We start from the raw sequence: 24056 nt of genomic DNA on the forward strand, positions 1-24056 counted from the left end.
CACATCGGCGCAGCGTGGCTTCGACCACCTGCCCACCGGGCCAGGCAGCAGGCGTCAGCCGAGCTGGCGCGGAATGCGGTAGAGGTACAGCACCACCACGGTGGACAACGCCAGCAGAATCTGCGGCACCGCCTCGAGGCCGACCAGCACCGACAGCGCAGCGACCCAGGCCGGGAAGCAGGCATACAGCATGGCCAGGCGCCGGACACGTGCCAGCTCGATCCAGGCAGCGGGTTCGTCGCCAGTCCCCAGCACCTGCGAGGTGGCAATCAACGCGCGCTTGTAGGCCGCGAAGCGCGGCAGGCTGAGGAACATGGTCGCCGCCCCGGCAATGAACAGCGGCATGGCCAGCACGGGCACCAGCGCATCACCACCGCCAAAAGCCCAGGCCATGACCGGCAGCGGCACCAGGCCCACCGCCAGGTATTGCCACCAGGCCAGCGCCAGGCGCCGCTTGACCTCGGCGCGGGTCACGCCTGGGGCACCTCGCCCTGGTGCTCGTTACCCAGCATGTGACCGAGCTTGCCGGCCTTGGTTGCCAGGTAATAGCGGTTGTGCGGGTTGTGCCCGGTGTGCAGCGGCACGCGCTCGGCGACGACGATGTTCATGTCGGTCAGGGCTTTGACCTTGCGCGGATTGTTGGTCATCAGGCGCAGGGACTTCACGCCCAGGTGCTCCAGCATCGGCAGGCACATGGCGTAGTCGCGCTGGTCGGCGGCGAAGCCCAGGCGCTCGTTGGCTTCGACGGTATCGGCGCCACCATCCTGCAGCTCATAGGCGCGAATCTTGTTCAGCAGGCCGATACCACGGCCTTCCTGGCGCAGGTACAGCAGCACGCCGCGGCCCTCGCGGGCGATAGCCTGCAATGCCGCTTCCAGTTGCGAGCCACAGTCACAGCGCTGGCTGAACAGGGCGTCGCCGGTCAGGCACTCGGAGTGCAAACGCCCCAGCACCGGCTGGCCATCCGCGATGTCACCCAGGCTGAGCACCACATGCTCACGCCCCGTGGCTTCGTCGAGGAAACCATGCATGGTGAAGGTCGCGAAGGGAGTCGGGAGTTTAGAGGCGGCAACAAAGACGACGGGCACGTTGTGCTCCTGGAATAAGTGGGAAATTTCTCGTGGGCCGATTGTATCAGCAGGTTGGCGGCTGTGCGCTGGCTGAATACCGTGGGGTAAGATCGAAAAGTTCGATGCTTAGAGATCAGCACCCGATAGCGCTGCCGCAGGGGACCCATGCATGCCATTTGGCGAGCCTTATTGTGGTTTGCTGCCCGGCGTGAACGGATACGGCTGCTGCCAGTGTTCAAAAATCGGCTTCAGCTCGCCACTGCGTACCAGCTCGGCCATGCGCTTGTCGAACAGGTCACGCAGGGCCTTGGCCCGGTCGTTGCGGGCGAAGGCCAGGTACAACGGCAGTTCGGCGACATGCGTGCGGCGGAAACGCTCGGGCTGGGAAGTCTGGCCGAGCACGTGATCGACCTCGGTCCGCGCATCGATATAGAAGTCCACCCGATCATGTTCGAGCATCGGCAGGATACCTTCGCGGCGTTGCACTTCCCGGGCATCACGCACATCCGGCAGGTAATGGCCGAAATTGTAGCCACGCACCCAGACCAGACGGTACTGGCCGATTGTGTCCCGGGTAGGTACGGGTTTGCTGGCCAGGCCCAAGGCGTAGATATGGTCCATGTCGAAGTGCCAGCGCGGATACAGGTTGTCGGCGTCCTCTTCCTTGTACGACCCCACCCAGGCATCCGCTTCGCCACGTTTGACCAGGCCGACCGCACGACTGTAGGGCGCGCCCTGGGTCGCCACCTTGACGCCGGCTGGCTCGAACACCTTGCGCAGGACATCCCAGGCCAGCCCGGTACCGTTGGCGTTGGTGTAGTCGAGCCATGTCTCGCTGACCAGGTGGATTTGCCTGGGCACGCCTTCGGCAGCGGCTACCCACGGGGCAAGGCTGAGCAGCATGCCCAGCAGTAGCGTCCTCAAATGCCGCTGAATCAGGCTAACGCCCACACCAACACCTGCATGCCCAGCCAGGCGAACACACCGGCCAGGATATCGTCGAGCATGATCCCGACACCCCCATGCACATGGCGGTCGATCCAGCGGATCGGCCACGGTTTGAGGATGTCGAAGAAGCGGAACATCAGGAACCCTGCTAGCAGCCATTGCCAGCCTTCCGGCACCAGCCAGAGGGTTATCCACATGCCGACGATTTCGTCCCAGACGATGCCTTCATGGTCATGCACACGCAGGTCGGTGGCGACCTTGCCGCACAGCCAGAAACCGAACAGCATGCTCACGCCCAGCAGCAGCCAGTAGCCCCAGTCGGGCAGCATCTGCCACAGCGGGATGAACGGGATGGCGACCAGCGAGCCCCAGGTACCCGGGGCCTTGGGCAAGGTGCCGGAGCCGAAACCGAAGGCGATGAAGTGCCACGGGTTGCGCCAGACCGAGGGCGGAACGAACTCCGCAGGCACCTGGTTGGGGTGATCGGTCACGGTGTCTCCCTGAAATGTTGGTAGCCGCGTTGCGCGGGGGTGATGTCCCGGCCTTGCGCGTCGCGCAAGGTCACGCCCTGCCCTTCGACTACGCGGCCAATGACATGCACTTCGATGAAACTCAGGGCTGTCAGGGATGCAAGTGCTTCACGCGGCAGGGTAAAGGCCAGCACGTAATCATCGCCTCCGCTAAGCGCGGCCTGCACTGCGGCCTCGCGACCCAGTAATGCCTCCACCTCAGCAGACACTGGTACCTGGGCCAGGTTCACCTCGAGGGCGACCGCGGATGCCTTGGCGATATGACCACAATCGGCGAGCAGGCCGTCGGAGATATCCAGCGCAGCCGTAGCGCGGCCTCGCAGCCACGTGCCGAGGGTCAACTGCGGCATCGGCGCCCAATAATGGCGCAGCAGCGGCTTGGCCTGCTCGGCCGGCGCCTGTCGCTCACCCAGCACCAGCGGCAACGCACCGGCAGCCTTGCCCAGCGAACCGCCCACGCACAGCAGGTCGCCCGGCCGCGCGCCACTGCGGCGCAAGGCCTGGCCGACGGGCACACGGCCGAACACGGTGACGGTTATGCTCAACGGGCCCCGGGTGGTGTCGCCACCGATCAGGCTCATGCGGCAACGATGAGCCATGCGGCTGAGGCCGTTGGCGTATGCTTCGAGCCAGTCGGGGCCGACATCGGGCAAGGTCAGCGCAAGGGTGAAGCCTATGGCCGTCGCGCCCATGGCCGCCAGGTCACTGGCCGCCACGGCCAACGACCGCTGCCCCAGCAGAAGCGGATCGCACACCGCAGGGAAATGCACGCCGGCAACCAGGGTGTCGGTGGACACCGCCAGTTGCTCACCAGGGGGCAGGTCCAGCAGGGCACAGTCGTCGCCGATACCCAGCGCCACGCCCTCGCCACCTTGCGCACAAGGCGCGGCGGCGAAGTAATGGTTGATCAGTTCGAACTCACCCATGGGCCAGCTGCGCCAGGATCAGCGCTTGTTCGCCTTGACTTCTGCTTCGCGCAGGTTCGGCGCCAGCTTGTCCAGCACACCGTTGACGAACTTGTGGCCGTCGGTGGCACCGAAGACCTTGGCCAGCTCGACCCCCTCGTTGATCACCACGCGGTACGGTACGTCGACGCGCTTGATGAACTCCCAGGTGGACAGGCGCAGCACGGCCAGCTCGACCGGGTCGAGCTCGTCCAGTGGCAGGTCCAGGCAGGGCTTCAGGGCGTTGTCGATGTCGCTCTTGATCGCCGGGACCCCATGCAGGATCTCGCGGAAATAGGCGCCATCGACATCGGAAAAATCGTTATCGACCCGGAATTGCGCTTCGATCTCGTTCAGCGAATGCTGCGCCATGTGCCACTGGTACAGCGCCTGGGTCGCGAGCTTGCGGGCTTCGCGACGCTTGGCGCTCTTCGACGGCTTGCCGGCATCCGCAGGTTTTGGATCGCGCGGGTTGAAACGATCGCTTTCGTCGCTAATCACTTGGCCTCCAACTGCGCCAGCAGGCTGACCATTTCCAGAGCGGACAGGGCAGCTTCAGCACCTTTGTTGCCAGCCTTGGTGCCGGAACGCTCGATGGCTTGCTCGATGGAGTCGACGGTCAGCACGCCGAAGGCCACCGGAACACCGAACTCCATGGACACCTGGGCCAGGCCCTTGGTGCATTCGCCCGCCACGTATTCGAAGTGCGGGGTACCGCCACGGATCACTGCGCCGAGGGCGATGATCGCGTCGTAGGCACCTTGCTGGGCGACTTTCTGTGCCACCAGCGGGATTTCGAACGCGCCCGGGGCACGGATGATGGTGATGTCGCTTTCGCTGACACCGTGGCGTACCAGGGCATCAACGGCACCGCTTACCAGGCTTTCGACGACGAAGCTGTTGAAGCGGCCAACCACCAAAGCATAGCGACCTTTGGGGGCGATGAAGGTACCTTCGATGGTCTTCAGGGTCATTCCGATATTCTCATCTTCAAGAGCGAGGCCGCTTGCTGGCGGCCTCGACAGGGGTATGGACTCGAGCTGGACGGCGCATTTGCCGCCTCAAGTCACTCGGAGGGCACGTATTCTACAACTTCCAGATCGAATCCGGATATCGCGTTGAACTTCATCGGCGAACTCATCAGGCGCATCTTGCGCACACCCAGGTCGCGCAGGATCTGCGAACCAGCACCCACGGTGCTGTAGGTGGTCGGTGCCTTGACCGGCGCTTCGCCGGCGCTTTCGCGGATGTGCGCCAGCAACACGTCGCCGTCCAGCGGGTGGCCCAGCAGCAGTACCACACCGCTACCGGCCTCGGCCACGGCGGCCATGGCGGCGCGCAGGCTCCAGCGGCCCGGCTGCTTGACCAGCAGCAGGTCGCGCAGCGGGTCCATGTTGTGCACGCGCACCAGGGTCGGCTCTTCGGCGCAGATCTTGCCCAGGGTCAGGGCCATGTGCACGTCGCCTTCGACCGCATCACGGTAGGTGACCAGGTTGAATTCGCCCAGCTCGCTCTCGATCAGTTGCTCGGAAACACGCTGCACGGTGCGCTCGTGGATCATGCGGTAGTGGATCAGGTCGGCGATGGTGCCGATCTTCAGGCCATGTTCGGCGGCGAACACTTCCAGCTCGGCGCGGCGCGACATGGTGCCGTCGTCGTTCATCACTTCGCAGATCACACCGCTCGGCTCGAAGCCGGCCATGCGCGCCAGGTCGCAGGCCGCCTCGGTATGACCGGCACGGGCCAGGGTGCCGCCGGGCTGGGCCATCAGCGGGAAGATGTGGCCAGGGCTGACGATGTCTTCGGCCTTGGCGTCCTTGGCCGCGGCGGCCTGCACGGTACGTGCGCGGTCGGCGGCGGAAATGCCGGTGGTAACGCCTTCGGCGGCTTCGATCGACACGGTGAACTTGGTGCCGAAGCCCGAGCCGTTGCGCGGCGCCATCAGCGGCAACTTCAGCGTTTCGCAACGCTCGCGGGTCATCGGCATGCAGATCAGGCCGCGGGCGTGCTTGGCCATGAAGTTGATGTGCTCGGGCTGGCAGCACTCGGCGGCCATGATGATGTCGCCTTCGTTCTCGCGGTCTTCGTCATCCATGAGGATGACCATTTTACCCTGGCGGATGTCTTCGACCAGTTCTTCGATGCTGTTGAGCGCCACGCGGCACCCCCTTCTCAATCAGGATTTCAAGAAGCCGTTGGCGGCCAGGAAGCTTTCGGTAATGCCACTGCCCTTGCTCGGTTCGGCGGCCTTGTCACTCAGCAGCAAGCGCTCCAGGTAACGGGCCAGCAAGTCGACCTCAAGGTTGACCCGACGCCCTGCGCGGTAGTCGGCCATGATGGTTTCGGACAGGGTGTGCGGGACAATGGTCAGCTCGAACTCGGCGCCATTGACCTCATTGACCGTCAGGCTGGTGCCGTCGACGGTGATCGAGCCCTTGTGGGCGATGTACTTGGCCAGCTCCTTCGGTGCACGCACGCGGAACTGGATGGCACGGGCGTTATCGCTGCGCGAGATGATTTCGCCAACCCCGTCGACGTGGCCGCTGACCAGGTGCCCGCCCAGGCGGGTGGTGGGAGTCAGGGCCTTTTCCAGGTTGACCTTGCTGCCACTCTTGAGGTCGATGAAGGCGGTGCGCTTGAGGGTTTCGACGCTGACGTCGGCCCAGAAGCCGTCGCCTGGCAACTCGACGGCCGTCAGGCACACGCCATTGACGGCGATGCTGTCGCCGAGCTTGACGTCAGCCAGGTCGAGCTTGCCGGTTTCGACGTAGACGCGCACGTCGCCACCCTTGGGGGTGAGGCTGCGGATGGTGCCGATGGATTCGATGATGCCGGTGAACATTGGGTCTTCCTCAGAAACGGTTTGCGCTGGGCAAGCCGGGCATTATACGCCGGGCGCCGGCAGGGGAACGGCGGTGACCAGCCAGTCATCGCCCACTGCGCGCATTCCGGTAATTTTCAGCCGTGGCGCTTCGCTCATCCTGTCCAGTGGCCAGTCCAGCAGCGGGCGTGCATGGCTGCCGAGGAAGGTGCCAGCGACGAACAACTGGTACTCGTCGATCAGGCCCTGCCGGGCAAAGGCACCCACCAGGCCGGCACCGGCCTCCAGCAGGATTTCGTTGACGCCACGAGCGGCCAGGGCCCGCAGCAGCGCAGGCAGGTCGACCTGGCCATTATCGCCCGGCAGGCTGAGCAGTTCGTGGCCGGCAGCGGCATAGCGCGGGTCATCCACGACAGCGCTCACCACCAGGGCCGGGCCGGCCTGGAAGAACGGCGCGTCCAGCGGCAGGCGCAGGCGGCCATCGACCAGCACGCGCAGCGGTGCACGGCTGAGCGCCAGCGCGGTGGTTTCGGCGTCCAGGCCCAGCTCGGCGCCGCGCACGGTCATGCGCGCATTGTCGGCCAGCACGCTGGCGGCGCTGGTCAGCACCACACTGGAGCGGGCGCGCAGGCGCTGCACGGCAGAACGCGCGGCCGGGCCGGTGATCCACTGGCTTTCGCCGCTGGCCATGGCCGTGCGGCCATCCAGGCTCATCGCCAGTTTGGCGCGAACGAACGGCAGGCCATGTTCCATGCGTTTGAGGAAGCCCGGGTTGAGCGCGCGGGCCTCGCCCTCGAGCACCCCGCAGGCCACTTCGATACCGGCCTCGGCCAGGCGCCGCAGGCCTTGCCCCGCCACTTGCGGGTTAGGATCCTGCATGGCGGCGACTACGCGCGCCACGCCAGCCTTGACCAGCGCTTCGGCGCACGGCGGCGTGCGGCCATGGTGGCTGCACGGCTCCAGGGTGACGTAGGCACAGGCACCACGGGCACGCTCACCGGCCTGGCGCAGGGCATGCACCTCGGCATGCGGCTCGCCGGCGCGCACGTGCCAGCCTTCGCCGACCACTTCGCCGTCGCGCACGATCACGCAGCCGACACGCGGGTTCGGGTGGGTGCTGTACAGGCCCTGGCGCGCCAGTTGCAGCGCGCGGGCCATGTAGTGGGCATCGAGGATGGCAGTCTGGCTGGGCATGGTCACTCTTTGGCCGGCTCACGTGCCAGACGGTCGATTTCTTCGCGGAACTCGTCCAGGTCCTGGAAGCGCCGGTAAACCGAGGCAAAACGGATATAGGCCACTTCGTCGAGCTTGCGCAGTTCGGCCATGACCATTTCACCGACCACCAGCGACTTGACTTCCCGCTCGCCGGTGGCGCGCAGACGGCTCTTGATGTGGGCCAGCGCGGCTTCCAGGCGCTCGACGCTCACCGGGCGCTTTTCCAGGGCCCGTTGCATGCCGGCGCGCAGTTTTTCTTCGTCGAAGGGCTGGCGCGTGCCGTCCTGCTTGATCAGCCTGGGCAGTACCAGTTCGGCCGTTTCGAAGGTGGTGAAGCGCTCGCCACAGGCCACGCATTCGCGGCGGCGGCGCACCTGCTCGCCCTCGGCGACGAGGCGAGAGTCGATGACCTTGGTGTCGTTGGCACCGCAAAAGGGACAGTGCATGGTGGCAGGCAACAAAAAAAGGGAGGGCCATGGTAGCGCATCCCACTGGCAAGACAAGCCAAAGGGGTTAACATCCATGGGAAATCTGCCCGTGAAGGACTACCCCATGCACTACCGAGCGCTCGTCGTGCTGTGCTGCGCCGCCCTGCTCGCCGCCTGTGGCAGCGACAGGCCGAAGCCCGATACCCCTGCGGCAGCCACGCCAGCCCGGGTGGCCAAGCAGGCCGACGTACTGGGCCCACTGCCGGCCTACCAGCGCGAGCTGAGCGGCACCTTGCTGGAGATCCCGGCCGGGGCCGAGGTCGAACTGGCCTTGCTGGTCATCGACGAACGCGACCGCCCACAACGCCTGCTGGCCAGCAGCAACCTGACCGGCACCGGCCAGGCCCTGCCCTACCAGCTGCGTTTCAACCCCGAGGCCTTCCCCGCCGGCGCGCGGGTCGAGCTGCGCGGCCGCGCCAGCCGCTCCGGCCAGCTGATCCTGCACCTGCCGCCCGTGCGCATTACCCAGGCCCAGAACCAGGCCACCGGCCCGCTGCGTTTCGAGAAGGCGCCATAAGTGGCGCCGCTTGCCCTGCAACAGGCGCTCAGCAGCCTGATCGGCGAAGCGCGCCTGGTCGTCAGCGAACTGCCCGGCTGCGACCTGAAGCTGTGGCTGATCGACGACCAGAACATGGACCGCGCCTTCAGCAGCGAGGAGACCCGGCGTATTCTGGAAGACCCGCCGTACTGGAGCTTCTGCTGGGCCAGCGGCCTGGCCATGGCCCGTTACCTGGCCGAGCGCCCGGAGTGGGTCGCTGGCAAGCGGGTGCTGGACTTTGGCGCCGGCTCGGGTATCGCCGGCATTGCCGCCGCCCGCGCCGGGGCGCTGGAGGTGGTGGCCTGCGACCTCGACCCGCTGGCCCTGAATGCCTGCCGCGCGAATGCTGCGCTGAACGGCGTGGAGTTGGGTTACAGCAGCGACTTCTTCGCCGAAGACGACCGCTTCGACCTGATCCTGGTCGCCGATGTACTGTATGACCGCGCCAACCTGCCGCTGCTGGACGCCTTTCTCGACCGCGGCCGTCAGGCGCTGGTGGCCGACTCGCGGGTCCGCGACTTCAGCCACCCGCTCTACCAGCAGCTGGGGGTACTCGAAGCCCTGACCCTGCCGGACCTGGCCGAGCCACACGAATTCCGCCGTGTCAGCCTGTACCACGCCAGCCGCGAAACCTTATAGTGGTGCCATTCATGAGTTTGCGAGAGTCGCGATGAGCCAAGACACGCCGTACATTTTCGACGCCACCGATGCCACCTTCCAGCAACTGGTGATCGAGAACTCCTTCCACAAGCCGGTACTGGTCGACTTCTGGGCCGAGTGGTGCGCGCCCTGCAAGGCGCTGATGCCATTGCTGGCGAAGATCGCCGAGGGCTACCAGGGCGAGCTGCTGCTGGCCAAGATCAACTGCGACGTGGAGCAACAGGTGGTTGCCCAGTTCGGCATCCGCAGCCTGCCAACCGTGGTGCTGTTCAAGGATGGCCAGCCAGTGGACGGTTTCGCCGGTGCCCAGCCGGAGTCGGCGATCCGCGCCATGCTCGAGCCGCATGTGCAACTGCCTGCCGCTCCTGCCGCCTCGCCGCTGGAGCAGGCCAAGGCGCTGTTCGCCGAAAGCCGCTTTGCCGAGGCCGAGGCGCTGCTGCAGGCGCTTCTCGGGGAGGACAACAGCAGTGCCGAGGCGTTGATCCTGTACGCCCGCTGCCTGGCCGAACGCGGTGAGCTGGGTGAAGCCCAGGTGGTGCTGGACGCGGTCAAGACAGACGAGCATAAAGCCGCATTGGCCGGTGCCAAGGCCCAGCTGACGTTCCTGCGCCAGGCCGCCAGCCTGCCGGAAGTAGCTGACTTGAAAAGCCGCTTGGCGCAGAACCCGCAGGATGACGAGGCGGCCTACCAGCTGAGCGTGCAGCAGCTGGCGCGCCAGCAGTATGAGGCGGCGCTGGACGGGTTGCTGAAGCTGTTCCAGCGCAACCGTGGTTATGAAAACGGCTTGCCACAGAAGGCGATGCTGCAGGTGTTCGAGTTGCTGGGCGGGGACCACCCGCTGGTCAGCGTGTACCGTCGCAAGCTTTCGGCGGCCATGTTCTGACAATGTTGGGGCCGCGTTGCGGCCCCGATTTGCCGAAACCTCACCCCACCCAGTGATAAACCGGCGCATCCACGCCACTTTCGACCTTCACCTCGCTGCTGTGCCGCAAGCGCACCAGCAGCCGTTTACCCGCTGCCGTACTCCCCGCCAGCCCTTCCAGCCGATCCAGCAGCTGCGGCCCGCTCATCTGCCCTGCCAGGCGCAACACATCGCGCGCCGCAATCCATTGCCCGTCATCCTGACGTGGCGCCGTCACTGCTGCCGCTGCGGCCGCCTGTATCGGCGCTGGCGCTTCCCCCTGCCGCCGCAGTTGCGCCCACTCTTCCGGCTCCAGCTCGATGGTCAGGTCCACCGGCCAGTCACCGATCTGTCCACGAATTCTCATGATGCATTCCTTGAACCCAGGTCAATGCAACCATGCTACCCGAACATGAAACCTGCGCCACGCAGACTGGCGGAGCGCGGAAAAGTTGTTATAACATAACTCAATCTTCCCGCCTGCCCGGAGTCGTCCATGCGTCGCCTGCTGCTCGCCTTGCCCTTCGCCTTGCTGCCCCTGGCCGTGGCCCAAGCCCACGACGATGACCATGATCATGACCACGCCCACGGTACCTTGGGTGCCCACGAGCATGGCGTGGCCAGGCTCAACGCCGTGCTCGACGGCAGTACCCTGGAACTGGAGCTGGACAGCCCCGCCATGAACCTGGTCGGCTTCGAACATGCCGCCAGCAGCGATGCCGACAAGGCCAAGGTCGCCGCCGTACGCCAGCAACTCGAGCAGCCGCTGAAGCTGTTCGGCCTGCCGGCTGCCGCCGGCTGCAAGGAAGACCAGCAGGAGCTGGAAAGCCCGCTGTTCGGTGACGCCCCGAAAGCTGACGACGACGATCATGACCATGACCACGAGCACGCACACAGCGACATCGGTGCCCATTACCAGCTGACCTGCGCCAGCCCGGATAAACTGGCGCAACTGGACCTCGCACCGCTGTTCAAGGCCTTCCCGGCCACGCAGAAAATCAACGTGCAACTGATCGGCCCCAACGGCCAGAAAGGCCTGGAAACCACGCCGGCCAAGGCAGCGGTCGCGTTCTGAATGCGCCAGCCGTTGATCGAATTGCGCGACCTCGTGTTCGCCTGGCCAGGCCAGCCCGCGCTACTGGACATCCCGCTGTTCCAGCTGGACGCTGGCGAGGCCCTGTTCCTCAAGGGCCCCAGCGGCAGCGGCAAGACCACCTTGCTGGGCTTGCTGGGCGGGGTAAACGTGCCGGGCCAGGGGCGCATCCAGTTGCTCGGCCAGGACCTCGGTAGCCTGGGCCAGGGCGCGCGTGACCGCTTCCGGGTTGACCACACCGGCTATATCTTCCAGCAGTTCAACCTGCTGCCGTTCCTCTCGGTACGTGAAAACGTCGAGCTGCCCTGCCGCTTCTCGCACAACCGCAAGGCCCGCGCCGAGCAGCGCCATGGCAGTGTCGACCAGGCGGCCAGTACGCTGCTGGCGCATCTGGGCCTGCATGACCCTGCCCTGCTCGCCCGCCGCGCCGACAGCCTGTCGATCGGCCAGCAGCAACGGGTTGCCGCTGCCCGCGCGCTGATCGGCCAACCCGAGTTGGTAATTGCCGACGAACCGACCTCGGCGCTGGACGCCGACACCCGTGAAGCCTTCATCCGCCTGTTGTTCGATGAATGCCGCGCCGCTGGCGCCAGCCTGCTGTTCGTCAGCCATGACCAGAGCCTGGCGCCGCTGTTCGACCGCCACCTGTCGCTAGCCGAACTCAACCGTGCCGCCAAGCCCCGGGAGGCCTGATGTACCTGCTTCGCCTTGCCTTGGCCAGCCTGGCCAACCGCCGCTTCACCGCGTTCCTCACCGCCTTTGCCATCGCCCTTTCGGTGTGCCTGTTGCTGGCCGTGGAGCGGGTACGTACCGAGGCCCGCGCCAGCTTCGCCAGCACCATCAGCGGCACCGACCTGATCGTCGGTGCCCGCTCCGGCTCGGTGAACCTGTTGCTGTACTCGGTGTTTCGCATCGGCAACGCCACCAACAACATCCGCTGGGACAGCTACCAGCACTACGCCAATGACCCCCGGGTAAAGTGGGCCATCCCCATCTCGCTGGGCGACTCGCACCGCGGCTATCGGGTGATGGGCACTACCGGCGACTACTTCAGCCATTACCAGTACGGCCGCCGCCAGCACCTTGAGCTCAGCCAGGGCCGCGCGTTCGCCGATGACCCGTTCGAGGTGGTACTCGGTGCCGAAGTGGCTGATGCGTTGCACTACAAGCTTGGCGACAAGTTGGTACTGGCGCACGGTGTGGCCGCGGTCAGCCTGGTCAAGCACGACGACAAACCGTTCACCGTGGTCGGCGTGCTCAAGCGCACCGGCACGCCGGTGGACCGCACCCTGCATATCAGCCTGGGCGGTATGGAAGCCATCCACATCGACTGGCACAACGGCGTGCCGGCCCGGGGTGCCGGGCGCATCAGTGCTGAACAAGCGCGCACGATGGACCTGCAACCTGCCGCCATCACCGCCTTCATGCTTGGCCTGAACAACAAGATTGCCACCTTCAGCCTGCAGCGGGAAATCAACGAATACCGCAACGAGCCACTGCTGGCGATCCTGCCCGGGGTGGCGCTGCAGGAATTGTGGAGCCTGATGGGCACTGCCGAGCAGGCGCTGTTCGTGGTCTCGCTGTTCGTGGTGCTGACCGGTCTGATCGGCATGCTCACGGCGATCCTCACCAGCCTGAACGAGCGTCGGCGGGAGATGGCGATACTGCGCTCGGTTGGCGCCAGGCCCTGGCATATCGCGGGGCTGCTGGTACTCGAAGCATTGTCGCTGGCAGCAGTCGGGATCATCGCCGGGCTTGGCTTGCTGTATGCCGGTATCGCCCTGGCACAGGGGTACGTGCAGGCCAACTATGGCTTGTACCTGCCACTGGCCCTGCCCAGTATTCATGAGTGGACATTGCTGGCTATCATCCTGGGGGCCGCGCTGCTGATGGGCAGCGTGCCGGCGTGGCGGGCCTATCGGCAGTCGCTGGCCGATGGCCTGTCCATTCACCTTTGAGAGCCGGTAATGATCCGCAACCTCAGCGCTTTTTTCGCGGGTAAACCCGCGAAGAGGCCCGCACGACACACACTGCTGATCCTGCTGCTGACAGTGGCAATGCCGCTGTGGGCCGTCGAACCCCGCGAACTGGACTGGCCTTCCCTGATCCCCGAAGGCGCCCCCGTCATCCCGCCGCAACTCGCGCCGCTGCACGACATGTCGCAGCTCGGCGACGCCCTGTCTGCCGAATCGGCGCCTCCGGCGCGCCAGCAGGCTCCCGACGCGCCAGTGGTGAAAAGCCTCGACGGCCAGCAAATCAAGCTACCCGGCTACATCGTGCCGCTGGAGGTGAGCGAAGAAGGCCGCACCACCGAGTTTCTGCTGGTCCCCTACTACGGCGCGTGCATCCATGTGCCTCCACCACCGTCGAATCAGATTGTGCACATCTACAGCGAAATGGGCGTGCGCATCGAAGACCTCTACCAGCCTTACTGGATCGAGGGAAAGCTGCAAGTCAGAGCCTCCAGCAGCGAACTGGCAGATGCCGGCTATCAGATGGAAGCCGAAAAAATATACGCTTATGAGCTGAAGTGAGAACTGTTTCGAATTGGTGGCGACGCTTCTTTGAGCTGGGTCAAACTTTCTGTTTAAACGCATCCGTACCATTGGACTACTCGATTACTCACGTCCTTTGGGAGCTTCCATGAACAAGACCTTGCTCGGCGCCTCACTCGTGGCCCTTGCGCTCGCCGCACCTGCCGCCAACGCTTATCAGGCAGGCGATATGATCCTGCGCGCCGGCGCCATCACCACCGCTCCCAATGAAAGCAGCGGCGACCTCAAGTTCGATGGCAACAAGGTTTCCGGCACCAAGGCAACCCTGGACAGCGACACCCAGCTGGGCCTGACCTTCGCCTACATGCTCACCGACCACGTCGGCCTGGAGCTGCTGGCGGCCACCCCGTTCAAGCACACCGTCGGGGTCAAGGGCCTGGGCGGCGGCCTGGATGGCAAGCTGGCGGACATCAAGCAGCTGCCACCGACCCTGTCGCTGCAGTACTACCCGATGGAGCCAAGCTCCAGATTCCAGCCGTACGCCGGCGTGGGCATCAACTACACCCTGTTCTTCGATGAAGACCTCAGCAGCGCCCGCAAGCAGCAGGGCTTCAGCAACCTCAAGCTGCAGGACTCGGTCGGTATCGCCGGCCAGTTGGGCATGGACTACATGCTCACCGACAACCTGCTGGTCAACGCCGCGGTCTGGTACGTCGACATCGACACCAAAGCCAGCGTCGACGGCCCGTCGGCACTGGGCTACAGCAAGACCAAGGTCAACGTCGAAGTCGACCCGTGGGTATATATGGTCGGCCTTGGCTACAAGTTCTGACCTGAACATTGCAGGGCGGCCTCGGCCGCCCTCGCCCGTTGTAGCCACAGCCAATACCCCAGCGCAACCGCGCTGATGGCCATGCCCAGGCCACACACCGCAGCCCAGCCCCAGTGGGCAAACACCCAGCTCGCCAGTACCGCCCCCAAACCACTGCCCAGCGAATAGCACCCCATGTAGGCGCCGACCAAACGGCTGGCCATGGCGCTGCGCCCGGCCAGCAGCAGGCTCTGGTTGGTGACATGGACTGCCTGCACGGCAAGATCCAGCATCAGCACACCCAACACGAACACCGGTAAAGAATGCCCGACGAAGGCCGTTGGCAGCCATGACAGCGTGAGCAGGGCCAGCGCCAACCCGGTGGTGCGTTCGCCCTGCCCCTGGTCGGCCAGGCGACCGGCGCGCCCCGCTGCCAACGCGCCCGCCACACCGGCGATGCCGAACAGGCCGATCTCGCTATGGCTCAATGCCAAGGGCGCGGCACTCAGGGGCATCACCATGGCGCTCCACAGCACGCTGAACGCGGCGAAGATCAACACGCCGAACAACCCGCGCTGGCGTAGCAGGCGGTCATGCCGATACAAGCTGAACTGGGCCACGATCAGCGCCCGGTAGCCAGGCCGCAACGCCACCGGCTGCCCCGCCGGCATGCGCCGCCACAGCACCAGCGCCAGCAGCACCAGCAGCCCGGCGGCTACCAGATATACGCTGCGCCAACCGGCCAGGTCGGCAAGCCCGCCCGAGACCAGCCGCGCCAGCAGAATGCCCAGCACCACCCCACTGGTGACCGTGCCCACCGCCCGCCCTTGCTGGCCGGGTGCAGCAAGACTCGCCACATGCGCCACCATTACCTGCACCATGACCGCCATCAGCCCGGTAATGGCGAGCGTCACCAACAGCAGCGGCCAGTTAGGTGCCAGGCTTACGCCGACCAATGCCAAGGCCGAGCAGAGTAACTGCCCAAGCAACAAGCGCTTGCGGTCGATCAGGTCCCCCAGTGGCACGATCAGCAGCAACCCCAGCGCATAGCCCGCCTGCGTCGCGCCCACTACCCAGCCGATCTGCTGCTGCGCCACACGCAGGTCGACAGCCATCGATTCAAGCAAAGGCTGGGCGAAATACACGGTCGCCACGGCCATGGCGCTGGTAATGGCGAGTAGCAGCGTTGTCCAGCGTGTCAGCACAGGGCGCATCGATCAGGCCTCGATAATCTGGTTTTGAATTGAAACCACATGCTGGATATTTAGCAAATGTAGTTTTAATCTGCAACCAGATGCTCAAGACAGGTTTGCTGTAATGCTCGATGAAAACAACGCGCAGTGCCCCGTGGCACGGGCACTGGAGGTGCTGGGCGACCGCTGGGCGCTGATGATTCTGCGTGATGCCTTCGACGGCCTGCGACGCTTTAGCGAATTTCAGAAGAACCTGGGGTTGGCGAAGAACATCCTTGCTTCACGCCTGAAATCGCTGGTGGAGAGCGGGCTACTGACGCTGCAACCGGCATCGGATGGCAGCGCCTACAAGGAGTACGTGCTGACCGAGAAAGGGCGATCGGTGTTTCCGGTGGTAGTTGGCTTGAGGCAGTGGGGCGAGCGATTTCTGTTCGAAGCAGGTGAAGCGCGTTCGGATCTGGTCGAACGTGTGACCGGGCAGGCGCTGGAGACACTGCAGGTACGAAGCCGCGATGGGCGAGTGCTGGCGGCCGAGGATTGCCAGCGCAAGGTAGTGCAGCACCCGTGAGGACCGGGGCTGCTATTGGAGCGGCCTTGTGTCGCGAAAGGGGCGCACAGCGCCCCCCGGGGTATTCAGCCCTTACCCAGAAGCCGCGCCAAGCCCTCGGCGATCGGCGTTGCCTGCGGGAAATCGAACCGCGCCAGCAAGCGCTGGTTATCCGCCCGCGAATGGCGAATGTCACCCGAACGCGCCGCCGCGTAGCTGATCGCCGGTAAACTGCCCACCACCTTTTCCAGTGCTGCGAGCAACTGGTTCAGCGAGGTGGCCTGGTTGAGGCCGATGTTCACCGCTCCCTCCTCGACCTGCGGCTGCTCCAGCGCCTGCACCATCACCTGGACCAGATCGCCCACATAGAGAAAGTCCCGCGTCTGCTCACCGTCGCCAAATACCGTTATCGGCAAGCCCTGCACCGCGCGCTCGGAGAAGATACTGATCACTCCGGAGTAAGGCGAGGACGGGTCCTGACGCGGCCCGAAGATATTGAAGAAACGGAACACCACCGGCTCCAGGCCATGCTGGCGACGGTAGAAGTCCAGGTACTGTTCACTGGCCAGCTTGTCCACGGCATAGGGGGTCAGCGGCGCCTTGGGGGTGTCTTCGGCAATCGATTCGCCTTCGCCATTGTTGCCATACACCGCCGCGCTGGAGGCGAACAACACTCGGCGCAGGCCGTGCACGCGCATGGCTTCGCAGACGTTCAGGGTACCGATGAAATTGCTCTGGTGGGTGCGCACCGGGTCCTCGACCGAGGCCTGCACCGAGGCCACCGCGGCCAGGTGCACCACGGCACTGCAGCCGGCCGCTGCCTGCGTGACCAGCCCGGCATCGGCGACATCGCCTTCGATCAGCTGCAGGCGCGGGTGGCCAACCTGCAGATTGTCGCGCCGGCCAGTGGAGAAGTCGTCGAGAATACGTACGGCGTAGCCTTTGTCCAACAACGCATCGCACAGGTGGGAGCCAATGAAGCCGGCACCGCCGGTGATCAGGATGGGGGCGTCAGCCATGGCGGTAGAACCGGTCCAGTAGGGGCGGCAAGCCAGCGCGCCAGGCGCGCGGCTTGATACCAAAGGTATGAAGGATTTTCTTGCAGGCCAGTACCGCATGCTGCGGCTCTTCGCTGGCATCCGGCCGCGCAGCATGCGCCTGCGGCGTCGGGGCCTGCACGGCCAGCTGGCGATAATGGCCGGCCTCGGCGAGGATCGCCTGGCCCAGCGCCAGCGGCGTGGTCGCCTCGTTGCCGGCGTAATGATAGGTGCCCCACAGCGGCGCACTGCAATCCAGCTGCTTGAGCACCGACAGGATGACCCGGGCGGCATCGTCGACCGGGGTCGGGTTGCCGCGCCGGTCATCGGCCAGCAACAGTTCCTGCGGTTGCTCGGCGCGGGTCAGAAAGCGACCTAGCGCGCCGTCGATGCTTTCGTCGAGCAACCAGCCAAAGCGCAGCAGCACATGTTGCGGGCATGCCGCACGCACGCTCTGCTCGATGCGCCACAACGCCTGCCCGCGCAGGCCCAGCGGCACCGGTTCGTCCTTTTCGCTGTAGGCCGTGGCCCGCGAACCATCGAACACCCGGTAGCTGGAAGGCTGCACCAGGGTGATCTGGTGATGCTGGCACAGTTCCGCCAGGCGCTCTACCGCCCGCTCCTGCAGGGCCAGGCGCTGCTCGCTGACGGTCTCGGCCTGGAACCAGTCGAAGTAGTAGGCCAGGTTGACCAGGGCGTCGGGGCGGTGGTCATCGAGCAACTGGGTAAGGCTGGCCGGGGTCCAGCCGTTCTCGGGCGGGCGCGGCGCCAGGAAAGCGATGTCCTCCTCGGCCCCAAGACGAATCAGCGCTTGCCCGAGGGCATTGCCACCACCCAACAGCATTAGGCGCATACGCATAGAGTCAGCAGATCCGGAGAGGTTGATCAAGGGAAAGGGGTCATTTTGCGGTTTCCTGCCCGGGAAGTCCAACCCTGGGGGCTCCAGTACATACGTAAGGCGTTTCCCACCATCTCCCGGGACATTCCCTACTCCCTATAAGAGCCGCACCCTACATCTCGGGTAAACAATATCTGGTTCAATGTCCCCGATCCAACGACAAGCCTGGATTCACCCTACATACAAGGAAAATAACAATGGCGGGGATTGAACTGAATAAAGCACCTCACATTTTAAAATTTCAATTTACGGAACATCAATCTCGATTACTCGATTTTGGTTCAAGACAAACTGCCGCAGCCGGTGGTCCGGATGTCGCAGACGCCGCAGCCATCTCCTCACGTCATGCAAAAATCTTAAAGGGCTCAATGAATGAACGGCAGATCGATATGCTTCATAGCTTCTACTGCGGCAAAGCTTCAGCCGTCGAATTCGTCGCAATGCAAGCGCTTTCCTCAGACCCGGCGCCAGAATGCCTGGACACAATGGAGACTCTCATTAGCGACCCGCTCACTCTTTACCTGGCGTCACGAAACCAGATTTTGTTGAGCCTTGTAGACTATCGTTCATTCGCTTTCGATATTGACAATGGTAGTCGGCAAGTAAGGCTTGTGGGCAACTTCAAAGGTGGCGGAACCAATTTGCTTCATGCTGAGCCCACAAACCAAAGAGTCGAACTCAGCTCCCATTCAGGCCTCAAGCTGGGACCACATACCGAGCCACCTTACAACTGTTCGGTCAAGTCTGAAGGTGCCCATTCCCCAGCTCCAAGCGCGTTGATCCTGACCGCCAGATGGAATCCTTTGCATGAGCCAACCACATTGATACCCGTACGCGATGTGGTTACGAAACTCAACGGCCAGGAAGCTCTGGCACTTTCTTCAAATTCATTCTCATTTACGCGTAGTGACTGCTTCATCAAGGACGAACGCCAAAAAATAGTCGAAAAACCCATATTGCAGTTTGACCCGAAAAGTGGATTCACTCTACGCTTCAGCAGTTACCGCCATTCCCCGATAGATGGGGCCAGCCCGTCAGCGCGGCAAGCGTTTCACTCACTGCTTCGGCTGTTAAGCGAAGCAAAATCTTACGCGTTTCCGCTGCACTCCGGTTCAGCAATATTAATCAATAACAGCCAGACCCTACATGCCCGCGAAACGATCAAAGATAACCGACGTTTGTTAGTTCGACTCTTTGGCTATTCGCCTGACGCCCAGCCGCTGGTCATCCAACAAGATCCTTTGGTAGTGCGTGGCTAAATCTGGAGTCATACGAATGGAGATTGAAATCTCGACATTTTTTCTACTCGCAATTGTGGCCTTGATCGCCGGTTTTTTCGACGCGATAGCAGGCGGCGGAGGCCTGCTCACGTTACCGGCACTCTTCATTGCAGGCGTTGATCCGCTGGCGGCGATGGCCACTAACAAGTTTCAGGCGTCTTCCGCCAGTGTCTCAGCCGTCTGGGCGTTCGCCCGCAAGCAAATGATCCATTGGCGAACAGACTGGCGAGCGGCCGTACTGTCTTTTGCCGGTGGAGTGGCAGGCGCCCTGTCGGTCAGCATGCTCGACAGAGCACTTTTGGAATCTACTGTGCCGGTTCTGCTGATTGCGGTGGCTAGCTACTTCGCGTTCAGCCCGAAGCCTGGCGACAGCGATCGCAAGCAACGAATGTCGCTCATAGCCTTCACACTGACCGTTGTCCCAGCGATTGGCTACTACGACGGTATTTTTGGCCCAGGCACTGGATCATTCTTCCTGGTTGCTTTCACCCTTCTGCTAGGACAGCACCTCATGCAGGCGATCTGCAGCAGTAAACTGCTGAATGCCTCTTGCAACCTGGGTGCCCTCACAGTCTTCGCGGTCGATGGGACGATCATCTGGCCCTTGGCTTTGGCAATGGCAACCTGTGCCGTCATTGGCGCTCAAGCTGGCGCACGCTTTGCCCTTTACCTAGGCCCACGGCTGGTCAAACCGCTACTGGTCACCGTGTGCTGTCTGATGGCGATCAGGTTGCTGCTTGGTGAAGGACAGCCATTGGGAGAATGGCTACGTAGCATTTGACCTTCGCTGAAGACTGATACAGCTAACACCTTTATTCAATCTCGAACAGGCTGTTACGCAACGGCCGCTCACTCAACCGCTCACGTATATCGTCATCTATCCGCGGATCATCCGGCTGGTACAGTTTCACCTGGCGGAAGATGCTGGCGCGATTTATCTGCTCACCGAGGTATTCCCACACCACCCGGGTGCAGGCCGGGTTGCGCCGGTCACCGCTGGATACGCCAGCCTTGAGGCCGTTGAGGCGGGTGATGCGGCTTTTGAAACTGGGGATGAGGATGGTGTGGCTCATCTCATTGAAGGTCAGCGACTCGTAGTCGACCAGGAACATCCGGTCCTGCAGCTGGAACGCCGCGCCCAGGTAACGGCAACGCACCTCGGCATGGTGGTCGATGGTGCTGGAGCGCTCCTGGCGCTCCTCACGCTCGAACAGGAAGCGCCCATGCTCTTCCCACAGGTGTACCAGCGACACCAGGACAGTGCCCGGCACCGACAGGCAGTTGGAATACTCGAGGTAATAGCCGCAATACCGCGACAGGTTGCCGGCGTGGTCGTGCAATGGGCGGAACAGCTCGCTGATCGGATCGCCACCCTGCTCGGCCAGAGCGGGTACGCGGGCTCCGATCAACTGGCTGAACTGCTCTGGAGGCAAATTCAGCTCGTATTCTTCGACGCCGAAGAAATCGCTGATGCGCTTGAGGTTGAAAGCCGTCGGACGGCTCTGCCCGCTCAGGTACTTGTTGAACTGGGCGCGATTGATCGAGAGCTGGCGGCAAACTTCGGAGATAGAGCGGTAATGACTGCAGGCAAACTTGAGGTTGGTAGCGAAATTATCGCTCATGACACGGAACCCAGGTGACGCGAATGACGCCAGTGTAGCAGCAATTCGCACCAAATTGGAGCAACCAGCGAAATTGTAACCGCTCTTGTCATAGCCAACCATGCGCGCCAACGAATAGCGGTGTGCCTGCCATCCGCTGGTCATTCCACACGAACAATAAGAATCGAGGTCATTTTCCAATGCTCGAAGTACTCAATGATTTCCTCTCGGGGAAACTGCTCATCGTGCTGATCGTGGGGCTGGGTAGCTACTTCACCATCCGTTCCCGGTTCGTCCAGTTCCGCCACTTCGCTCACATGTTCAGTGTGTTCAAAGAATCGCTGCGTGGGCAGGCAGGCCAGCTGAGCTCGTTCCAGGCCCTGATGCTGAGCCTGGCCGGCCGTGTTGGCGCCGGTAACATCGCCGGTGTCGGTATTGCCGTGACCCTGGGTGGCCCAGGCGCGGTGTTCTGGATGTGGGTTACCGCACTGGTAGGCATGTCCAGCAGCTTCTTCGAATGCACCCTGGCCCAGGTCTACAAGCGCGCCGACGGCGACGGCCTGTACCGTGGCGGCCCGGCCTACTACATCCAGCACGGTCTGAAGCTGAAGAGCATGGCCATCGTGTTCTCGATCCTGCTGCTGGTCACCTACGGCTTCGCCTTCATCGGCCTGCAGTCGTACACCGTGACCCACTCGCTGCAGAACGCCTTCGCCTTCGACCCCAAGCACACCGGCATCGTCCTCGCCGTGCTGCTGGCCATCACCTTCATCGGCGGCATCAAGCGCATTGCCGCAGTGTCGGACCTGCTGGTACCGATCAAGACCCTGGCCTACATCGGCGTGACCCTGTACGTGATCGGTACCCAGATCGAGCACGTGCCAGCCATGCTGGAAACCATCTTCAAGAGCGCCTTCGGCCTCGACCCGGCGTTTGGCGGCCTGCTCGGCAGCGCCATCGTCATGGGCGTGAAACGTGGCGTGTTCGCCAACGAAGCAGGCCTGGGCAGTGCGCCGAACGTCGCCGCCGTAGCCGCCGTGAAACACCCGGGCGCTCAGGGCGTGGTCCAGGCTTTCAGCGTGTTCCTCGACACCTTCGTGATCTGCACCTGCACCGCCCTGCTGATCCTGCTGTCGGGCTTCTACACCCCGGGCTTCGAAGGTGACGGTATCGTCCTGACCCAGAACTCGCTGGCCGCCGTGGTCGGTGACTGGGGCCGCGTGTTCGTCAGCGTTGCGCTGTCGCTGTTCGTCTTCACCTGCATCCTCTACAACTACTACCTGGGCGAGAACAGCCTGCAGTTCCTCAGCCGCAACCGTGTGGTGCTGATGGTGTTCCGCGGCCTGGTGCTGGCGCTGGTGGTATGGGGTTCGCTGCAGGACCTGTCGACCGTGTTCGCCTTCGCCGACATCACCATGACCTGCCTGGCGTTCGTCAACCTGATTGCCCTGGCCCTGCTGTTCAAGGTCGGCCTGCGCGTCATGCGCGACTACGACGAGCAGCGCAAGGCAGGTGTCGACCAGCCGGTGTTCGATTCGGCCAAGTTCGCCGACCTCGACCTGGACCGCAACGCCTGGCCTGCCAATCCGCAGGTGGAAACCGCCACTGACAAGGCAGTTGCCCAAGCGCAAACCCAGCGCTGATATTCTGGCCTGCCAAGCCGCCCCATCTGCGGGCGGCTTTTCTTTTTCCGCTCATCGCTACGGATGCTTTCCATGCGTGCAGTAAACAATCTCCTCGTCCTCTATACCGGGGGTACCATCGGCATGCTCGAAACCCCCGAAGGCCTGGCGCCGGCAGGTGGTTTCGAGGCGCGGATGCGCGAACATTTCGCTTCGATGGCCGATGCGCCGAAGGTGCATTGGGCCCTGCAGGAAATGAACCCGCTGCTCGACAGCGCCAACATGCAACAGCACAACTGGCTGGCAATGCGCGATGCCATCGTCGCCGCCGTGGACGCTGGCCATGACGGTGTGCTGGTACTGCACGGTACCGACAGCCTGGCTTACAGCGCTGCCGCGTTGTCGTTCCTGTTGCTCGGCCTGCCGGTGCCGGTGCTGCTGACCGGCTCGATGCTGCCGGCAGGTGCGCCCGGCAGCGATGCATGGGACAACTTGTGCGGTGCGCTGCGCCAGTTCGAACATGGCCTGCAGGGTGGCGTGCAGTTGTACTTCCACGGCCAATTGTTGCATGGCTGCCGGGCATCGAAGCTGCGCAGCGAGGCCTTCGACGCCTTCGCCGCGCTGCCGCGCCAGCGCGACGGCGAGCGGGCGGCGGCGCTTCCCGCCGAATTGGACTACCGGCACCCGCGCCAGGCGGTCAACCTGGCAGTAATGCCGGTGTTCCCAGGCCTGCAGGCCAGCCATCTGCAAGCCGTGCTGAGCAGTGGCGTGCAAGGGTTGCTGCTGGAGTGCTATGGCAGCGGTACCGGGCCGTCGGACGACCAGGCACTGCTCGATGTGCTGAGCGCGGCGCGCCAGCGCGGCGTGTTGCTGGCGGCGATCAGCCAGTGCCCAGAGGGCTCGGTGGTGTTCGATACCTATGCCGCCGGTAACCGCTTGCGCGGGGCCGGGCTGGTCAGCGGTGGCGGCATGACCCGCGAGGCAGCCTTGGGCAAGATGCTGGCGCTGCTGGGCGCAGGGTTGGACGTGGATGCAGCCGAACAGTGGTTCGCGCTGGATCTGTGTGGGGAGCGGGCTTAGGGTTCTTCCTTCGCTGCCGCTTCGCGGATAAATCCGCTCCTACGGGGGCTGGACAAGCCTCAATGGCCGTGAAGCCCCTTGTGGGTGTGGGTAACCCCAACCCGCAGGACGGTACCGTCTCAGGGCTATGTAGCCTTTGTGGATGCGGGCTTAGCCGTTAAAGGGCCCTGACAGGCAACGGAAAATGGCGGAAGGCAGCGGGAGTCGAACCTGCCCGGGAACGGCTGCCGTCCCCAACCGGGTTTGAAGCCCGGCCGCGCCACCGGGCGCGATTGCCTTCCTTG

29 protein-coding genes and 1 tRNA gene are annotated in these 24056 nt (G+C 63.8%); 13 read left to right on the forward strand and 17 right to left on the reverse strand.

Translation table 11 applies throughout. From position 1 onward, the window contains the following. Positions 1-54: 54 nt before the first annotated feature. From ACLEJP_RS16105 to nrdR, 11 genes are all read right to left on the reverse strand, one after another. The gene (locus tag ACLEJP_RS16105) at positions 55-474 is read right to left on the reverse strand and encodes an MFS transporter (RefSeq protein ID WP_289129314.1); all 420 of its coding nucleotides are present in this window, start codon (positions 472-474) and stop codon (positions 55-57) included. Continuing rightward, positions 471-1088, reverse strand: coding sequence for a GTP cyclohydrolase II (gene ribA / locus ACLEJP_RS16110; RefSeq protein WP_003260612.1), 618 nt, complete (start codon positions 1086-1088; stop codon positions 471-473). The genes ACLEJP_RS16105 and ribA overlap by 4 nt, the downstream gene beginning before the upstream one ends. Positions 1089-1256: 168 nt before the next feature. Continuing rightward, positions 1257-1973 carry a substrate-binding periplasmic protein gene (locus tag ACLEJP_RS16115; protein WP_440807966.1) on the reverse strand — a complete coding sequence of 239 codons (717 nt, stop codon included), beginning with the start codon at positions 1971-1973 and terminating at the stop codon, positions 1257-1259. Positions 1974-2005: 32 nt separating this feature from the next. Further along, positions 2006-2509: a phosphatidylglycerophosphatase A family protein gene (locus ACLEJP_RS16120; RefSeq protein WP_225780201.1), complete on the reverse strand. Its 504-nt coding sequence runs from the start codon at positions 2507-2509 to the stop codon at positions 2006-2008. After that, complete coding sequence (gene thiL, locus ACLEJP_RS16125; RefSeq protein ID WP_440807970.1) at positions 2506-3474, reverse strand: thiamine-phosphate kinase; 969 nt, start codon at positions 3472-3474, stop codon at positions 2506-2508. Before thiL ends, ACLEJP_RS16120 begins: the two co-directional genes overlap by 4 nt. Before the next feature lie 18 nt (positions 3475-3492). Further along, positions 3493-3993 (reverse strand): transcription antitermination factor NusB, encoded by a 501-nt coding sequence (gene nusB / locus ACLEJP_RS16130; protein WP_289129308.1) that lies wholly within the window; start codon positions 3991-3993, stop codon positions 3493-3495. Then, complete coding sequence (ribH, locus tag ACLEJP_RS16135) at positions 3990-4466, reverse strand: 6,7-dimethyl-8-ribityllumazine synthase (protein WP_003255395.1); 477 nt, start codon at positions 4464-4466, stop codon at positions 3990-3992. The genes nusB and ribH overlap by 4 nt, the downstream gene beginning before the upstream one ends. A gap of 92 nt (positions 4467-4558) precedes the next feature. After that, on the reverse strand, positions 4559-5650 hold the full coding sequence (gene ribBA, locus ACLEJP_RS16140; protein WP_170028056.1) for a bifunctional 3,4-dihydroxy-2-butanone-4-phosphate synthase/GTP cyclohydrolase II: 1092 nt from the start codon (positions 5648-5650) through the stop codon (positions 4559-4561). A gap of 18 nt (positions 5651-5668) precedes the next feature. After that, complete coding sequence (locus tag ACLEJP_RS16145; protein ID WP_440807973.1) at positions 5669-6334, reverse strand: riboflavin synthase; 666 nt, start codon at positions 6332-6334, stop codon at positions 5669-5671. Positions 6335-6376: 42 nt separating this feature from the next. Next, positions 6377-7507, reverse strand: coding sequence for a bifunctional diaminohydroxyphosphoribosylaminopyrimidine deaminase/5-amino-6-(5-phosphoribosylamino)uracil reductase RibD (gene ribD, locus ACLEJP_RS16150; RefSeq protein WP_440807975.1), 1131 nt, complete (start codon positions 7505-7507; stop codon positions 6377-6379). Between the two features lie 2 nt (positions 7508-7509). After that, positions 7510-7974, reverse strand: coding sequence for a transcriptional regulator NrdR (gene nrdR / locus ACLEJP_RS16155; RefSeq protein ID WP_003255402.1), 465 nt, complete (start codon positions 7972-7974; stop codon positions 7510-7512). A 106-nt stretch (positions 7975-8080) separates the two neighbouring features. Between nrdR and ACLEJP_RS16160 the strand changes: the two genes are divergently transcribed. Genes ACLEJP_RS16160 through trxA form a run of 3 tightly spaced genes read left to right on the forward strand, consistent with a single transcriptional unit; the run spans position 8081 to position 10097 of the window. Beyond that, on the forward strand, positions 8081-8533 hold the full coding sequence (locus ACLEJP_RS16160; protein ID WP_440807978.1) for a YbaY family lipoprotein: 453 nt from the start codon (positions 8081-8083) through the stop codon (positions 8531-8533). Further along, the gene (locus ACLEJP_RS16165) at positions 8534-9193 is read left to right on the forward strand and encodes a class I SAM-dependent methyltransferase (RefSeq protein WP_440807980.1); all 660 of its coding nucleotides are present in this window, start codon (positions 8534-8536) and stop codon (positions 9191-9193) included. It begins immediately after the preceding gene. A gap of 31 nt (positions 9194-9224) precedes the next feature. Beyond that, positions 9225-10097 (forward strand): thioredoxin, encoded by an 873-nt coding sequence (gene trxA, locus ACLEJP_RS16170; protein WP_440807983.1) that lies wholly within the window; start codon positions 9225-9227, stop codon positions 10095-10097. 40 nt (positions 10098-10137) lie between these two features. Here the strand turns inward: trxA and ACLEJP_RS16175 are convergent, their stop codons facing one another. Next, positions 10138-10482, reverse strand: a complete 345-nt coding sequence (locus ACLEJP_RS16175) for a hypothetical protein (RefSeq protein ID WP_440807985.1) — start codon at positions 10480-10482, stop codon at positions 10138-10140. Positions 10483-10611: 129 nt separating this feature from the next. On the opposite strand from ACLEJP_RS16175, the gene ACLEJP_RS16180 reads away from it, so the two are divergent. The 5 genes from ACLEJP_RS16180 (at position 10612) to ACLEJP_RS16200 (ending at position 14535) form a co-directional block, all read left to right on the forward strand. Beyond that, entirely contained in the window at positions 10612-11190 is a 579-nt protein-coding gene (locus tag ACLEJP_RS16180) for a DUF2796 domain-containing protein (RefSeq protein ID WP_440807987.1), read from the forward strand. Beyond that, positions 11191-11901, forward strand: a complete 711-nt coding sequence (locus ACLEJP_RS16185; protein WP_440807990.1) for an ABC transporter ATP-binding protein — start codon at positions 11191-11193, stop codon at positions 11899-11901. Further along, on the forward strand, positions 11901-13166 hold the full coding sequence (locus ACLEJP_RS16190) for an ABC transporter permease (RefSeq protein WP_440807992.1): 1266 nt from the start codon (positions 11901-11903) through the stop codon (positions 13164-13166). The genes ACLEJP_RS16185 and ACLEJP_RS16190 overlap by 1 nt, the downstream gene beginning before the upstream one ends. A 9-nt stretch (positions 13167-13175) precedes the next feature. Then, positions 13176-13742 carry a DUF3299 domain-containing protein gene (locus tag ACLEJP_RS16195; protein ID WP_289129282.1) on the forward strand — a complete coding sequence of 189 codons (567 nt, stop codon included), beginning with the start codon at positions 13176-13178 and terminating at the stop codon, positions 13740-13742. Positions 13743-13851: 109 nt separating this feature from the next. After that, positions 13852-14535, forward strand: coding sequence for an OmpW/AlkL family protein (locus ACLEJP_RS16200; protein ID WP_440807995.1), 684 nt, complete (start codon positions 13852-13854; stop codon positions 14533-14535). On the opposite strand, the gene ACLEJP_RS16205 is transcribed toward ACLEJP_RS16200, so the two are convergent. Then, positions 14523-15728 carry an MFS transporter gene (locus ACLEJP_RS16205; RefSeq protein ID WP_440807998.1) on the reverse strand — a complete coding sequence of 402 codons (1206 nt, stop codon included), beginning with the start codon at positions 15726-15728 and terminating at the stop codon, positions 14523-14525. The two genes, ACLEJP_RS16200 and ACLEJP_RS16205, sit on opposite strands and share 13 nt — an antisense overlap. Positions 15729-15831: 103 nt before the next feature. Here ACLEJP_RS16205 and ACLEJP_RS16210 point away from each other — a divergent pair, with 103 nt between their 5' ends. Next, positions 15832-16275: a winged helix-turn-helix transcriptional regulator gene (locus ACLEJP_RS16210; RefSeq protein ID WP_440808000.1), complete on the forward strand. Its 444-nt coding sequence runs from the start codon at positions 15832-15834 to the stop codon at positions 16273-16275. A gap of 65 nt (positions 16276-16340) precedes the next feature. Here ACLEJP_RS16210 and ACLEJP_RS16215 read toward each other — a convergent pair whose 3' ends face one another. Further along, complete coding sequence (locus ACLEJP_RS16215) at positions 16341-17273, reverse strand: NAD-dependent epimerase/dehydratase family protein (RefSeq protein WP_440808002.1); 933 nt, start codon at positions 17271-17273, stop codon at positions 16341-16343. After that, positions 17266-18150, reverse strand: coding sequence for a sugar nucleotide-binding protein (locus tag ACLEJP_RS16220; RefSeq protein WP_440808005.1), 885 nt, complete (start codon positions 18148-18150; stop codon positions 17266-17268). The genes ACLEJP_RS16215 and ACLEJP_RS16220 overlap by 8 nt, the downstream gene beginning before the upstream one ends. A 236-nt stretch (positions 18151-18386) precedes the next feature. On the opposite strand from ACLEJP_RS16220, the gene ACLEJP_RS16225 reads away from it, so the two are divergent. Beyond that, positions 18387-19448: a TauD/TfdA family dioxygenase gene (locus ACLEJP_RS16225; protein ID WP_440808007.1), complete on the forward strand. Its 1062-nt coding sequence runs from the start codon at positions 18387-18389 to the stop codon at positions 19446-19448. A gap of 16 nt (positions 19449-19464) precedes the next feature. Beyond that, a complete protein-coding gene (locus ACLEJP_RS16230) occupies positions 19465-20250 on the forward strand; it encodes a TSUP family transporter (RefSeq protein ID WP_440808010.1) in 786 nt (261 codons plus the stop codon). 31 nt (positions 20251-20281) lie between these two features. Here the strand turns inward: ACLEJP_RS16230 and ACLEJP_RS16235 are convergent, their stop codons facing one another. Further along, complete coding sequence (locus ACLEJP_RS16235; protein ID WP_440808012.1) at positions 20282-21091, reverse strand: helix-turn-helix domain-containing protein; 810 nt, start codon at positions 21089-21091, stop codon at positions 20282-20284. 179 nt (positions 21092-21270) lie between these two features. Between ACLEJP_RS16235 and ACLEJP_RS16240 the strand changes: the two genes are divergently transcribed. Continuing rightward, the gene (locus ACLEJP_RS16240; RefSeq protein ID WP_440808014.1) at positions 21271-22713 is read left to right on the forward strand and encodes an alanine/glycine:cation symporter family protein; all 1443 of its coding nucleotides are present in this window, start codon (positions 21271-21273) and stop codon (positions 22711-22713) included. A 72-nt stretch (positions 22714-22785) separates the two neighbouring features. Continuing rightward, positions 22786-23772, forward strand: a complete 987-nt coding sequence (locus tag ACLEJP_RS16245; RefSeq protein WP_440808016.1) for an asparaginase — start codon at positions 22786-22788, stop codon at positions 23770-23772. A gap of 185 nt (positions 23773-23957) precedes the next feature. On the opposite strand, the gene ACLEJP_RS16250 is transcribed toward ACLEJP_RS16245, so the two are convergent. Next, positions 23958-24053 (reverse strand) — tRNA-Sec (locus ACLEJP_RS16250). Between the last annotated feature and the right edge of the window lie 3 nt (positions 24054-24056).

Origin of the sequence: Pseudomonas sp. SMV7, from assembly GCF_052041995.1 — a bacterium.
Lineage (GTDB): Bacteria > Pseudomonadota > Gammaproteobacteria > Pseudomonadales > Pseudomonadaceae > Aquipseudomonas.